The sequence below is a fragment of the Glutamicibacter creatinolyticus genome (assembly GCF_006094275.1).
GTDB classification, from domain to species: Bacteria; Actinomycetota; Actinomycetes; order Actinomycetales; family Micrococcaceae; genus Glutamicibacter; species Glutamicibacter creatinolyticus.
Genome location: NZ_CP034412.1, coordinates 480,180 through 493,175 on the forward strand (window position 1 = coordinate 480,180; position 12,996 = coordinate 493,175).

At 64.7% G+C, this 12,996-nt stretch carries 9 protein-coding genes, 2 tRNA genes and 1 rRNA gene; 8 read left to right on the forward strand and 4 right to left on the reverse strand.

Annotated elements, in window-relative coordinates; genetic code table 11:
• Positions 1–3: 3 nt before the first annotated feature.
• Positions 4–120: ribosomal RNA gene (gene rrf / locus GcLGCM259_RS02260) — 5S ribosomal RNA — on the forward strand.
• 148 nt (positions 121–268) lie between these two features.
• Here rrf and otsB read toward each other — a convergent pair.
• Both otsB and GcLGCM259_RS02270 read right to left on the reverse strand, forming a co-directional pair.
• On the reverse strand, positions 269–1,075 hold the full coding sequence (otsB, locus tag GcLGCM259_RS02265) for a trehalose-phosphatase (RefSeq protein WP_246049694.1): 807 nt from the start codon (positions 1,073–1,075) through the stop codon (positions 269–271).
• A gap of 31 nt (positions 1,076–1,106) precedes the next feature.
• A complete protein-coding gene (locus tag GcLGCM259_RS02270) occupies positions 1,107–2,555 on the reverse strand; it encodes an alpha,alpha-trehalose-phosphate synthase (UDP-forming) (RefSeq protein ID WP_246049696.1) in 1,449 nt (482 codons plus the stop codon).
• Between the two features lie 315 nt (positions 2,556–2,870).
• Here GcLGCM259_RS02270 and GcLGCM259_RS02275 point away from each other — a divergent pair, with 315 nt between their 5' ends.
• The 5 genes from GcLGCM259_RS02275 to GcLGCM259_RS02300 all read left to right on the forward strand — a co-directional run bounded on the left by GcLGCM259_RS02275 (position 2,871) and on the right by GcLGCM259_RS02300 (position 8,820).
• Positions 2,871–3,728, forward strand: a complete 858-nt coding sequence (locus GcLGCM259_RS02275) for a DsbA family protein (protein WP_138174884.1) — start codon at positions 2,871–2,873, stop codon at positions 3,726–3,728.
• 178 nt (positions 3,729–3,906) lie between these two features.
• A tRNA-Thr gene (locus tag GcLGCM259_RS02280) sits at positions 3,907–3,980 on the forward strand.
• Positions 3,981–5,038: 1,058 nt separating this feature from the next.
• A complete protein-coding gene (locus GcLGCM259_RS02290; RefSeq protein WP_138925638.1) occupies positions 5,039–5,986 on the forward strand; it encodes a DUF808 domain-containing protein in 948 nt (315 codons plus the stop codon).
• A 172-nt stretch (positions 5,987–6,158) separates the two neighbouring features.
• Positions 6,159–7,895 (forward strand): HsdM family class I SAM-dependent methyltransferase, encoded by a 1,737-nt coding sequence (locus GcLGCM259_RS15670; protein WP_175419299.1) that lies wholly within the window; start codon positions 6,159–6,161, stop codon positions 7,893–7,895.
• Between the two features lie 7 nt (positions 7,896–7,902).
• Positions 7,903–8,820, forward strand: coding sequence for a hypothetical protein (locus tag GcLGCM259_RS02300; protein ID WP_138925640.1), 918 nt, complete (start codon positions 7,903–7,905; stop codon positions 8,818–8,820).
• Positions 8,821–8,828: 8 nt separating this feature from the next.
• Here the strand turns inward: GcLGCM259_RS02300 and GcLGCM259_RS02305 are convergent, their stop codons facing one another.
• Positions 8,829–9,437 carry a GNAT family N-acetyltransferase gene (locus GcLGCM259_RS02305; protein ID WP_138925641.1) on the reverse strand — a complete coding sequence of 203 codons (609 nt, stop codon included), beginning with the start codon at positions 9,435–9,437 and terminating at the stop codon, positions 8,829–8,831.
• 421 nt (positions 9,438–9,858) lie between these two features.
• Here GcLGCM259_RS02305 and GcLGCM259_RS02310 point away from each other — a divergent pair.
• A tRNA-Val gene (locus tag GcLGCM259_RS02310) sits at positions 9,859–9,935 on the forward strand.
• A 121-nt stretch (positions 9,936–10,056) separates the two neighbouring features.
• Here GcLGCM259_RS02310 and GcLGCM259_RS02315 read toward each other — a convergent pair.
• Positions 10,057–11,112: an LLM class flavin-dependent oxidoreductase gene (locus GcLGCM259_RS02315; RefSeq protein WP_138174852.1), complete on the reverse strand. Its 1,056-nt coding sequence runs from the start codon at positions 11,110–11,112 to the stop codon at positions 10,057–10,059.
• A 199-nt stretch (positions 11,113–11,311) separates the two neighbouring features.
• Here GcLGCM259_RS02315 and GcLGCM259_RS02320 point away from each other — a divergent pair, with 199 nt between their 5' ends.
• Positions 11,312–12,994, forward strand: coding sequence for a threonine/serine exporter family protein (locus GcLGCM259_RS02320; RefSeq protein ID WP_246049697.1), 1,683 nt, complete (start codon positions 11,312–11,314; stop codon positions 12,992–12,994).
• Positions 12,995–12,996 lie beyond the last annotated feature (2 nt).

The window sequence follows — 12,996 nt, forward strand, 5'->3', positions numbered from 1 at the left end:
AGTTACGGCGGTCATAGCGTGGGGGAAACGCCCGGTCCCATACCGAACCCGGAAGCTAAGACCCACTGCGCCGATGGTACTGCACTCGGGAGGGTGTGGGAGAGTAGGACACCGCCGGACAATATTTGAACGGCTAGAGGCCCCACCAGCTGGTGGGGCCTCGCCTGTTTAACCTCCCCGCAGTCTGCAGCGCAAGACCGCCTTTAAAAGCCCAGGGTGGGGTGCACCCGGTGCACCACCACCCGTGGGAGCTGGATCTTCGCGCCGGCTAGCTGCGCAGCTCGACCAGGTATTCCAGCAGTTCGGGAAGATCCGCCGGAGCGTCGATCCGGAAATGCGCCGCCGTTTGACCGGCCCCGACCTTGATTCCCAGGTCCCCCTCACCCAGGGCGTTGAAGCCGTCTTCGTCGGTGACGTCGTCGCCCACGAAGATCAGCGACTGGGCGCCGGTGACGGTGCGCAGCCATTGCAGGGCCTGGCCCTTGGTCGTCTTCAGCACGCTGGCCTCCAGCACCGCCTTGCCCGCCAACAACCGCAGCCCGGAAACGGCCTGCAGCTGGCGGTACGCCTCATCCAGGGCGGCCTGCCCGGTCACCGGGTCGGCCTGGCGGATGTGCAGCACCGTGGAGGCCGGCTTGTACTCCAGTGAAGTGCCGTCGAAGGCATCGGAGATCTCGCCCAGGATCTGGGTGGTGTCCTGCAACAGCTGCTCCTGCTGGGCATCCAGGTCAATGTGCTGGGCGTCGGTGTTCAGGAATTCGGGCAGAACCCGCTCGGCACCGTGCGAGCCGATGAGCACCTGGGGCCGCGGCGCCGGGTAGACGGCCTCCAGGGAGCGCAGGTCACGGCCGGAAATCAGGGCGGTGATCACCCCGGGCAGCCCGGCCAGCAGCTGGGCCGCAGCGGCGGAGGCCGGCAGCGGTCGCGCATCCTCTGGGCGGTCCACCAGCGGGGACATGGTGCCGTCAAAATCCAGGGCAATCACCAGGGGTGAAGTGCCCGACAGGCCGGTGAGGGCCCGACGCAGCTCGGGGCTAAGGGCTGAGACCAATGATCCATCCATGCTTCTGTCCATGTGTCTGTTCTATCGCGGGCCGCGACACCGGTTAGGCCTTGACGCGCGACTTGATGGCCGCGAGTTCCTCCAGGAACTTGTTCGACCACCGCATTACGTCGTGCTCCTCCAGGTGGCGGAACATCCGGCGCATACGCCGTGACTGCTCCTGCGGCGACATGTTCGCGGCATCCACAATACGCTGTTTCATCCCGTCAATGTCGTGCGGGTTGACCAGCACCGCCTGGGTCAGTTGGTCGGCCGCGCCGGTGAACTCGGAGAGCACCAGCACGCCCTTGCCGTCCTGGTGGGCGGCCACGTACTCCTTGGCAACCAGGTTCATGCCGTCGCGCAGCGAGGTCACCAGCAGCACGTCGGCCGCCAGGTACATGGCAATCATCTCGCGCATCGGGTAGGAATGGTGCAGGTAGCGCACCGTGGTGTGGCTGAGCGTGTCGTGCTGGCCGGTAATCTGGCCGACCATCAGCTCGACCTGGTTGCGCAGCTGGATGTAGCGGTCCACGTTCTCGCGGCTGGGGCTGGCGACCTGAATGAGGCAGACCTCGCCGGCCTTGAGCTGCTTGTCGGCCAGGATCTCCCCGTAGGCCTTCAAGCGGTGGCGGATCCCCTTGGTGTAGTCCAGGCGGTCCACACCCAGCATCACGGTCTTCGGGTTGCCCAGGCCCTCACGGATCTGGCGGGCGCGTTCCTGGATCTGCGGATCCTTGGACAGCTCGGCCACATCGGCGGTGTCGATGGAGATCGGGTGGGCGGCGGCGCGGCACACGTTCTGAACGCTGTGCGAGGCATCCGGGGTCGCCTCATGGCCCTTGACCGAGTAGTTGGTGTACCGGCGCAGCCCGCGCACGAAGTTTGCCGCGTCGGTTTCGCGCTGGAAGCCCACCAGGTCGGCTCCGGCCAGGCCCTCCAGGATCTGGCGGCGCCAGGGCAGCTGGGAGAACAAGCTGGCCGGCGGGAACGGGATGTGGTTGAAGAACCCGATGCGCAGATCCGGGCGGGCCTCACGCAGCATCTTGGGCACCAGCTGCAGCTGGTAGTCGTGCACCCACACGGTCGCCCCGCGGGCCGCCACCCGCAGCACCGCGTCGGCAAAGCGGCGATTGACCTTGCGGTAGTTCTCCCACCAGGTGCGGTGGTATTCCGGGGGCACAATCACATCGTGGTACAGCGGCCACAGGGTCGAGTTGGAGAAGCCTTCGTAGTACAGCTGCAGGTCCTCTTCGGAGAGCGGAACCGGCACCATGTGGATTTCGTCCTTGTCGAAATCCTCCAGCACCTCGTCGGTGGCGCCATGCCACCCGACCCAGGCGCCGGTGGAGGCCGCCATGATGGGAGCCAATGCCGTCACCAGCCCACCGGGGGAGCGGCGCCATCCTGGCGAACCGTCCTCATTGGTGATGCGGTCAACCGGCAGACGGTTGGCGACCACCACGAAATCATAGTCCGTATCCGGGATCTGGATCTCAGCGTCCTGGCTCACGATTGACCTCCTGAATGTCGTGATTCGCGCATTCGGTGATTCATCTGCGCACGATGGTTCCACGACGAATTCTACTAACGTCGGGGACCCCATTACCTCATGAGCCTAGTGAATCAATGTGACGAAGGAAACTTGGATGGATATTTGTGTCTCCAGTTGGCGACGGATCCGCGCTGCCGGCTGAGCGGCATATTTGGGAAGCATAAGTGAGTGCTGTGAAGCGCTCTCAAGGGCGCCATTGGCGCGACTTTGCGCCAACGGATTGGCTAGGATTGTCTCGGATTCAGTCTGTCGCAGAGCAAGGACTCAGAGAATATGTCTTCAACAAACCCCCGGCCGTCCAAGTCTGAACGGCAGGCCGGCGCGCGCGAAAAGGCCGCGCAGATCCGAGCTGCCCAGGAAGCGGCGGAGAAGCGCAAGTCGCTGTTCGTCAAGCTGGGCGTCGTCGCCGCAGTGGTCGTGGTGATCGCGCTGGTGGTCGTACTGATCCTGCAGAACCAAAGCGGCAAGGTCGCCGATTCGGGGACGGCTCCGAAGGGCGGCAACGCCGCCGGCGGCATCACCCTGGTTTCGGACACCGAGTTCGCCTCAACTTCCGAAGTCAACGTGGATGTCAACAACGCTGGCGAAGCACAGCAGGGTGCGGAACCCAAGCCGCGCGACCTGAAGGTGGGGGCCAAGGGCGAACCGGTGAACATCACCATTTACGCCGATGCGAACTGTGTTCACTGCGCGGACTTTGAAAAGACCTACGGCCAGCAGCTGCACCAGTGGCTGGCTGATGGCAAGGTCACCGTGGAATACCGCATGGTCGGTTACTTGGATCGTGGTTCGGCCACGAACTACTCCTCACGTGCGGCCAACGCCATGGCCTGCGTTGCCGATGCCGACCCTTCGGCCTACCTCGGTTTTGTCGAGGGCGTCTTTGCCCACTACGAGCAGGGCGAGATGAAGAATGCCCAGCTGGCAGAGTTGGCCAAGTCCAAGGGCGTGGACGTCTCCAAGTGCATCGATGACGGCAACTTCCGCCCGTTCGTGCAGTACACCACCGCAGCCGCCCAGGCTGACGGCATCGCCGGTACCCCGACGATCTTTGTCCAGGACAAGGAATTCGTGCTGGGCCAGGATGACTTTGTGGCCCAGGTTGAAGCGGCCATGAAGGCCAACGCCTAACCTCTTGGGGGTTCGCGGGAGGATCGGGTAGGATCCCGTATTGATCTCGCACCCAAGAAGCCGTGGGGAGTCCGCTATGACGCGGGCTCCCTTCGGCCGTTAAGGGGGCAGCTTTCGGCTGGCGCTGTGAGGGGCGAATTCGCCCGCCGGTGGCAGTTCCGATATTCTTATTCGGTACGCCTCCTTAGCTCAGCTGGCCAGAGCGTCTGTCTTGTAAACTGAAGGTCACCGGTTCGAATCCGGTAGGGGGCTCTCTTCACCCCGGCGAGCATGCGCGTTCGAGCATGTTCCCGGGGGTTTTGCTTTTCCCTTTCCCAACGCTCACCCTTCCCGCCATTAGGGCTGACTTGGGCGTGCAGGGCTGGCCCTCTGACGTCCGGTAACCATCGCGTTCGCCGCCCGAGGGACATCGGTACCCTGAGAGAATCCTCAAAAATCTGGAAGATCTGAATCTTCGCGGCTATCTTCTCCCTACACCTGCCGTTGTTGTGGCAACCGTTCTTGCGTTGCTGCTCGTAGTCGGTTCCACTCACACGCAGCGTGACTGATGGGGACATTCTGGAAGTTGCGAGTTGTGGAGGTTAGGACAAATGCCAGGTCGAGTCGCCCGGTCGCGTACCGCACAGCGGGTCTCGGAACTGATCGGAACCCGCCATGGTCGCCAATACCTGCAGCAACACGGTTGGATGCCGGGCATGCCGGTCATTATGACCGGGCCCCGGGAACCACTGGATGATGTGATGGGGTTGGTCTCCGTCCACGAAGGACCGAGCCTGGTCGCAATGATTGACCCAATCAGCGACCAGTTGCGGTTTTTGCATGTTTCATTGCCTACCCCAGTCCTGCAGGTAGTAGGACTGGAAGCCCCCGGAACCATAATCAGTTCCTTCTTTGACCGGGCCAGGCGAAGCGGTTCGGTTACATTTCGGGTGAAGTACTGGCCTTACAGTGCGGTCGCCCATGCCCTGCCGCCCAGGTTTGCCCAACCACTGGTCGCACTGACCGCCGCAACCACTGGGGCACAGATGGTGGAACCACAACCGTTCGGCGCGAGCTTGTCGGCCCGTTCCTAAGCGTTCGGGAGCCGATGTGAGGAGCTGAGAAACCGACTTTCTGCGGAACCCGGTGCCCCACTTCGACCAAAGACAGCGCTCGTGTACGTCCGGGGCGCTCGCCGGAAGCTGGTTCGAAGACAAAAGTGTGCTGAGAACAACCCGCATGCGGTGGTGCCGCAGGCTCAACACGGGAGTTGACTCGGTATTCTGGAAGCCGGCGTAAGCCCGAAACCTTCTTCGAGCAAAGGACGAACGATGGCCGGTGGACTGGTAGCACTCCTCGACGACATCGCGGCTCTGGTCAAGCTGGCCTCCACCTCATTGGACGATGTGGCCTTGGGCGCCGGAAAGGCCAGCAGCAAGGCGCTGGGTGTCGTGGTGGATGATGCCGCGGTCACCCCGCAATATGTGGCCGGAATTTCGCCCAAGCGCGAGCTGCCGATCGTGTGGAAGATTGCGCTGGGCTCAATCCGCAACAAGCTGCTGATCATCCTGCCGCTGGCGCTGCTGCTCTCACAGTTTGCCCCCTGGGCGCTAACCCCCTTGCTGATGCTGGGCGGCACCTACCTTGTCTTCGAAGGGGCGGAGAAGGTGCTGGAATTGTTGCACATCATCCGCCACCACGACCCGGTGTCCGGCGAACAGGTGCGCGATGAAAAGTCGATCATCGGTGCCGCGGTGCGCACGGACTTGATCCTGTCTGCGGAGATCATGGTGATCTCCCTGAACGAGGTCGCCGCCGAGGGCTTTTGGATGCGCACCATGATCCTGATCGCGGTGGCCCTGGGCATGACCATTGTGGTGTACGGGGTGGTCGGGCTGATCGTGAAGATGGATGATGTCGGTCTGCACCTGGCCCAGCGCACCTCCCACTTCCTGCAGTTGATCGGCCGGGCCCTGGTCAAGGCGATGCCGGTGATCATGTCCGTGCTGGGCAAGGTCGGTGTGGTGGCCATGCTCTGGGTTGGCGGACACATCATCCTGGTCGGTCTGGACGAGCTGGGCTGGCATGCCCCCTACGCGCTGGTGCACCACCTGGAACTGGCGGCCGCCGGAGCCACCGGCTCCGCTGGTCCGGTTATCGGGTGGCTGGTGAACACCGGGCTCTCCTGCGTCGCCGGCTTGCTGGTGGGCAGTGTCGTGACTGGCATCGTGCTGGGGATCCGCCGGATCCGCCAGGGCCGCAGCGCCCAGCAAGCCTAATCCCGGGCCCCGTGCGGTGACATCCGCAGGGGCGCGGTGAACCTGGTTGTGGATAGGATTGGTCGGATACGGCCGTTGCCGCACTCGCCTTGCGGTCGGGAACGGAACCGGGCCGCCGGATGGGGCAGAACCGGGCTAAAGTGTCGGCGAGCCATGGAAAGATCAAAGCGTGTTGAGCAGTGAACAAGTAAAGGCAGCAGCCGCGGCCCGGCATGGGCGCGGCGCCTACTTCACCCCGGAACCCATAGCACGCTTCATGACCGGCTGGGCACTGGACCAGGGCGCTCGCCGGGTCCTGGAACCTTCCTGCGGAGAAGCACAGTTCCTGACCGTCGCGCATGAACTGCTTGATGACGGGCGCGGGGCCGCCAGCCTGCACGGCATTGAACTGCATGAGCCGTCGGTGCACGCCGCCGAACGGATCCTGGCCGAGCACGGGGCCAGCGCGCAAATCCGCTGCGCTAACTTCTTTGAGGTCACCGGTCGCCAGGACATGGACGCGGTGATCGGCAACCCGCCCTACGTGCGCTACCAGCTGCACCGCGGGGCCGACCGTGAGCTCTCCCGCCGCGCGGCCCGGGCGGCCGGGGTGGAGCTGAACGAACTGGCCTCGGTGTGGGCTGCATTCGTGGCCCACGCAACCACTTTCCTGCGGCCAGGCGGACGCCTGGCGCTGGTGCTGCCCGCCGAGCTGATGTTTGTGAACTACGCGGCCCCGGTGCGCGCCATGCTGCTCGAACGCTTCAGCACCGTCAGCCTGGTGCTGTTCCAGGAGCGGGTGTTCGCCGACGCCCAGGAGGAAGTGGTGCTGCTGCTGGCCGACGGGTACGGGCAGCCGGGCAGCGGGGCGTTCCGGCTGCACCAGGTGCACAACGCACTGGGCCTGCAAAGCCTGGAGCCCGGGGTGCTGCATCCGGTGAGTGACCCGGCCGAACGCTGGACCAGTTCGCTGGCCTCCTTGGAAGCGCGCGGCATCTACGACACCGCACTGGCCAACGCCGAATTCGTTCCGCTGCAGACCTGGGGTGAAACCTCCCTGGGGGCCGTGACCGGGAACAACAAGTGGTTTACGCTCAGCGAGCCGGACGTGGCCGAGCTGGGGCTGGCCGAGCAGGACCTGATCCGCATTTCCCCGCCGGGTTCCCGCCACCTTCGCGGACTGGAACTGGGGCAGGAGGACTGGGAGCGGTTGCGTGAGCACGGTGCAGCCACCTACTTGTTCCGCCCGCAGGGCTCTGTTTCCCCGGCGGGTCAGGAGCTGATTTCCGCCGGGCAGCAGCTGGGCGTCGACTCCGCATACAAGTGCCGGGTGCGCACCCCCTGGTGGCGGGTTCCGATCCTGGCGGTGCCGGATCTGTTCATGACCTACATGAACGCCGATACCCCCAGACTGACCACGAACCATGCCCAGGTGCATCACATCAACTCCATCCACGGGGTCTACCTGGGGGCGGATGTGCGTGAGGTGGGCCGGGAACTTTTGCCGCTGGCGTCCCTGAACACGCTGACCATGCTGGGCGCCGAGATTGTGGGCCGCTCCTATGGTGGAGGGATCTTGAAGCTGGAACCCTCGGAGGCCGACCGGCTGCCGGTGCCCAGCCCACACCTGGTCCAGGAACACGCCCCGGCGCTGCGTGCCATTCGGCCGGAGGTTGCCAGGCTGCTGCGGGCCGGACAGAAGCTGCAGGCCAGCGCGTTGGTGGACGAGATCGTGCTGGGCCGGATGCTCGGCCTGGACGCGGCGGCCCGCTGCTGCCTGGAGGACTCCCGCGCCCATCTGCTGCAGCGGCGCAAGCTGCGCGGCAAGGCGGTGCGGAAGGCGCAGGCCAACATCGGGCACGCGGTGCGGGCAGGGAAGAATGCCGAGACCGGAATGAACAACTCCAACGGCAGGGAAACGGGGAACTAGGAACCAGATGGGGCACGAGAAGACGCTGGCCTTTGCCGAATTCGATACGGTGCTCTCCAGCGCCGCCAAGGACTCTCCCTGGTTGCTGGAAGGGGCCGCGCAACAGCAGTTCCAGCCGTCCTACTCGCTGCTTGAACAGTTGCTGAGCATCCCGGTGCGATCCAAGGCCGTCACCCGCTCCGGCCGCTTTGCCCAGGCAGTGGATGCGTGGCTGGCCCACGAGCTGCGGCGCGCCGGGTTCGATCAGGATCTGGTGTGGCCGCGCACCGAGGCGCCGCGGGTGCTTTCCTCCGACATCCTGGACCTACTGCGTAGGCTGCCCGAACGACTGGCCGAGGAAGTCCACGAGGCGATCCTTGCCGGCAAGGCCGGCAGCACCGATGCCCGGATCCTGGGCCGGGCCTACATGAAGCAGACCGATGTGGTGATGACCCACTGGTCGCGGGGCCCGGAACTGCTGCTGAGCACCAAGGCAATGACTTCATCGTTCGGGAAGAACCTGGCCAACCGCTACGAGGAAGCGTATGGGGACGCCGCCAACCTGCGCGCCCGCTACCCGTTGGCTGCCGTGGGCTTCTACTTCGTGCAGCGAGCCACGATCCTGCGCACCGAACCGGCCGCGTTCCGCCGCACCGTGGATATGATCCGCAAGCTGCGTGATTTCGGGGACGGCTACGGCTATACGGCCACCGGTCTGCTGCTGGTGGACTGGGATGAGGCCGACCCGAACCCTACCGTGCAGGTGGAGCACGACGCGGTGCCCGAAGACGTGGCCACCGAACAGTTCATGGCCACCATGATCGACACCGTGCTGCAGGTGACTCCCATCGACCTGCACGAGGTGGCACGGGCCCGGCGGGACGGGATCCCGGAGCCCGTGTCCAGCAAGGACCCGGCTGCGGACCTGCAGGACCCGCTCTTCTAGCCCCGCTGCTAGTAACCAGCAGGGTGCAGGTCGTGGTCGGTCTGTTGGCTACCGCAACGACACGGCGCGCATCCCAGCGCGTGCGGCACGGTGATGGTCGGCAGGACCGGGTGGACCCTGTCTTGCGCCTGGACCGGCACCGGATCCAGTGAAGGTTGACCGGTTCCAAGGGACAGGGGGAGGCTGTTCGCCCAGTCGCGGGCTGCGGCGGTGGCCTGGTAGATGAACATGCCCTGCCCGTCGAACTCGTACTCGCGCTCCAGGGCCCACAGCTCGGAGCGCTCGTAGAAGGCCCATGACGCCGGATTGGCGGCGTGGATGACGGTGATCGCAGTGCGTCCCGCGTCCAGGGCATGGGCCAGCCGCATCTCGGCGACCCGCTGGCGAATGCCCATCCGCCGGTAGCGCGGATCAACCACCATGCAGCCCAGCTCCACCGCATCCATCAGTTCGGTGGGAGCCACCACGCTGTCGTGGACAATCCCCGCCGCAACCAGTGCGCCTGCATCGCGCACTGTGACCACCAGCAGGGCGCGGTCCATTTTCTGATGCCAGCGCGCGTCAACACGTGGGTAGAGGCGGGCCAGCTCCTCGCGCTCGGCGGCGGTTGGGGGCATGGCAGATAGGGCATAGTCCAAGAAGGGGAGCACTGGGATCGGTCCTAAGAAGTCAAGAACGAACGAAAGGAAAAGATTTCCGCCACCCCTGGTGACGGAGGGTTTCGTTGGCCTTTAGGGGACCGTTGCCGGCGGCTTCCGGCAGCTTCCTTGTAGGGCCCAGTTTGGCGGCTCGATGAGCCACAGAAAAATTATGCGGTTCCCAAGCGTCGGGAACAAGCGGGAAAGGGGTCCGGAATGTTAAATCTGTGTTAACCGCCGTCAAGGTGGGCCATCGGCCCTCGAACGCCGCGCCGTGAAGCACGGAAAGGCGCCGAAAGGGACGCCTGTCGGCAGGAGGATCGACCCCGATTTGGTGGCGGCGGAAAATGCCAGTAATATCGTTTAGGTGCCGCGGTGAGAAACTGCGGAAAGCACTTCTGGATCTTTAGCTCAGTTGGTTAGAGCGTTCGCCTCACACGCGAAAGGTCGCTGGTTCGAGTCCAGTAAGATCCACCAAAAACCCCCACAAGAATCTTGTGGGGGTTTTCTCGTATCCAAGCGGGTAAGCGGTTCTTGGCGGCCAGGTCCGCCAAGCAAGCTTCTGCTCGGCAGGCCCGGCCGGGAACGGTTCGCCGCGCTACTGGGCCAGCAGTTCGTGAACCCGCGGCTTGACCACGGTGCCCAACAGCTCAATGCTGTGCATCATCACTTCGTGGGGCAGCGTGCCGTTGGAGTACTTCATATCCACCCGGCTCAGACCCAGCATCTGGGCAAAGCGCGCGATTTTTTGGGCCACGGTGTCCGGGCTGCCGGCGAGCATTGCCCCGTCCGGCCCCATGGCCGCCTGCAGACGCATCTTCGAAACCGGCGGCCAACCGCGCTCGGCTCCCAGCCGGTTCATCGCCCGCTGGTAGTGCGGCCACAGCAGTTCCAGGGCTTCCTCGTCGCTGTCGGCCACCAGACCATGGAAGTGCGCGGCGACCGGCTGGTCCGGTTTGCCGAAGGAGTCCAGGGCCTTGTGGTAGAGGTTCACCAAAGGCTCGAAGGCCGCGGGCTGCCCGCCAATGATCGCCAGGAACAGCGGAAGACCGTGTCGGGCGGCGCGGATCACCGATTCGGGGCTGCCTCCGACTCCGACCCAGGTGCGCAGTTCGCTGGATTCCAGCAGCGGATAGACCTGCTGTTCCTCCAACGCGGTACGGGTCTGTCCGCTCCAACTGACCGGTTCGCCGTGGCGCAACCGGGCCAGCAGCTCCAGCTTTTCCTCGAACAGGGTCTCGTAGTCGGTGAGGTTGTAGCCGAACAGCGGGAACGACTCGACGAAGGACCCGCGACCGGCGATGATCTCCGCCCGGCCGCCAGAGAGCCCGTCCAGGGTGGCGAAGCGTTCGTAGACGCGCACCGGGTCATCGCTGGAGAGCACGGTCACCGCACTGCCCAGCCGGATCCGTTCAGTCACCTGCGACAGGGCGCCGAGCACCACTTCCGGGGCGCTGATAGCAAAGTCGTCCCGGTGGTGTTCGCCCACCCCGAAGAAGTCCAGGCCCGAGGCCTCGGCCAGGCGTCCCTCGGCGACTACGTTGCGCAGCACCTGGCCGTGCGGCAGCAATTTGTCCTTCGCATCCACGGTGATGTCACCGAAGGTTTCCACGCCGATTTCCAGCTTCGTTGACCCGGTTGACTGGGTGCTCACCGTAACCACCTTTCCTCGAGACTTTCATGCAAAGACATGCATTCTGGTAACCCTTCGGGGTGGCTGATTCATTCCCCAGAGCCGGTGTTTTGGAAATCACAGATCCCGGGCGGTTTCCTCAGCATGGATCCAGCCTAAGCCCATGCCGCGGTTGTATCGTGAAGTCGTAGCAGGCAACTTCGTTTAAGGGGGTAGATCGGTGGCGCAGCAGGAGCGGGAGAACGAGCCCCGGGAGCAGGTGAATCCGGGGGCGGACCCGGATCCGAAGGTCTCGAGTCTGCCACGCATCAGCGCCAACGAAATCAGGCTTGGATCCCCTCTGGAAGCCAGCGAACCAAGCCAGCCCTACACCTCTTCGTGGCCGCTGCATGATGCCCCACCGGTCCCCGAGGACCCCACCGCCACCATCGCCGCCGCGGAGATCGGCGACCTGGAAGCCCGGACCGGCCAGGTGACCACCGAAGACGGGGTGACCGTGGTGCCCACCCGCGCGAACCCGGTCGCCCGGCGCCTATTGGCCAAGATGTGGGTTTCCGATGCCCCGCCCACCCAGGCGCTGAACATCGTCGAACGGCTCAAGGGCACCCCTTACGCCAACCCGCAGATCAAGGACACCGAGGCTTCGGCCCGCCCGGTCCTGGAATTCGCGCTGGATCTGGCCGAAACGCTTTTCCGCTACGGGGCCGGTGCCCTGGAGGTGGAGACCAGCGTCATCGCGGTCACCGCGGCGCTGGGGCTGAAGCACGTGGATGTGGATGTCACCAACCAGTCGATCCACCTGAACTACAACCCGACCGACGCGGACGGGTTCTCGGTGCTGCGCGTAGTGCGCTCCTCGACCGCGAACTTCGCCGGGCTGTGCCTGGTGCACGAGCTGGTCTCCGACGTGATTTCCGGGGGCATTGAAATCACCCAGGCTGCGACGCGGCTGCAGGTGATCATGCGCAAGCCGCGCCCCTTCCCGCGCTGGTTCGTGGCCACCGCGCGCGGCGTGTTCGCCGCCGCGTTCGTGCTGTTCATCGGGGGTTCGGCCCTGGGCGCGCTGATTGCCTTCGGTTCCTCCTCTCTGGTTTCGCAGATCATGAAGTTCGGCAACCGCTGGCGGGTGCCCGAATTCTTCACGGTGGCGGCATCCACCTGTGCGGTGACTGCGGTGGCGCTGATCGGCTTCGCGGTCCACGCACCCATTGATCCGGCACTGGTGGTCGCCGGCGGTATCCTGCTGTTGCTGCCCTCGGTGCGCTTTGTCTCGGCCCTGCAGGACGCGATCAACGGCTTCCCGGTGACCGCGGTGGGCCGACTGTTTTCCGCCGGGCTGATCTATACGGCGATCCTCACCGGCATCTCGGTGGCCCTGGTGATCAGTTTTATGCTCGGCGGCACCGAAGTGGACGTGCACCAGATCCAGCAGATCTCCTATCCGCAGTGGTTCATGATCCTGCTGGTGGCGGTGGCCATCGCCGCCGGCGCGATCTCCGAACAGACCGCGAAGAAGCTCGTGCTGCCCACCGTGGTGATCGCGGTCATCGGCTACTTGGTGCTGCTGGTGTGCAATGCGCTGGGGCTGGGGGAGCGGGCCACCCCGGCCGTGGTGGCCACCGTGATCGGCTTTGCCGCCCGGTACACCTCGGAGAAGCTGCGCACCCCGCAGCTGGTGATTGCCTCGCCCGGGGTGTACTTCCTGCTGCCGGGCCTGATGATCTTCCGTTCCATGTACGGGATCGTGCTGGAAACCGACGCCATGGACCAGGCGCTGGTGGAGATGTTCAACGCCTTTGCCATCATGCTCTCGATCGCCGGCGGCGTCGTGTTCGGCGACACGCTCTGCCGTCCGCTGATCGCCGGGGCCGGACGGGAACGCAAGCGCATTCGGCGCCGGTAACG

What these genes read in the sequence shown, in the direction of transcription:
- otsB (WP_246049694.1), bottom strand. Translation starts at nt 1,075, where the DNA reads ATGGACAGAAGCATGGATGGATCATTGGTCTCAGCCCTTAGCCCCGAG.
- GcLGCM259_RS02300 (WP_138925640.1), top strand. Translation starts at nt 7,903, where the DNA reads ATGGGGCACGAGAAGACGCTGGCCTTTGCCGAATTCGATACGGTGCTC.
- GcLGCM259_RS02305 (WP_138925641.1), bottom strand. Translation starts at nt 9,437, where the DNA reads ATGCCCCCAACCGCCGCCGAGCGCGAGGAGCTGGCCCGCCTCTACCCA.
- GcLGCM259_RS02290 (WP_138925638.1), top strand. Translation starts at nt 5,039, where the DNA reads ATGGCCGGTGGACTGGTAGCACTCCTCGACGACATCGCGGCTCTGGTC.
- GcLGCM259_RS02275 (WP_138174884.1), top strand. Translation starts at nt 2,871, where the DNA reads ATGTCTTCAACAAACCCCCGGCCGTCCAAGTCTGAACGGCAGGCCGGC.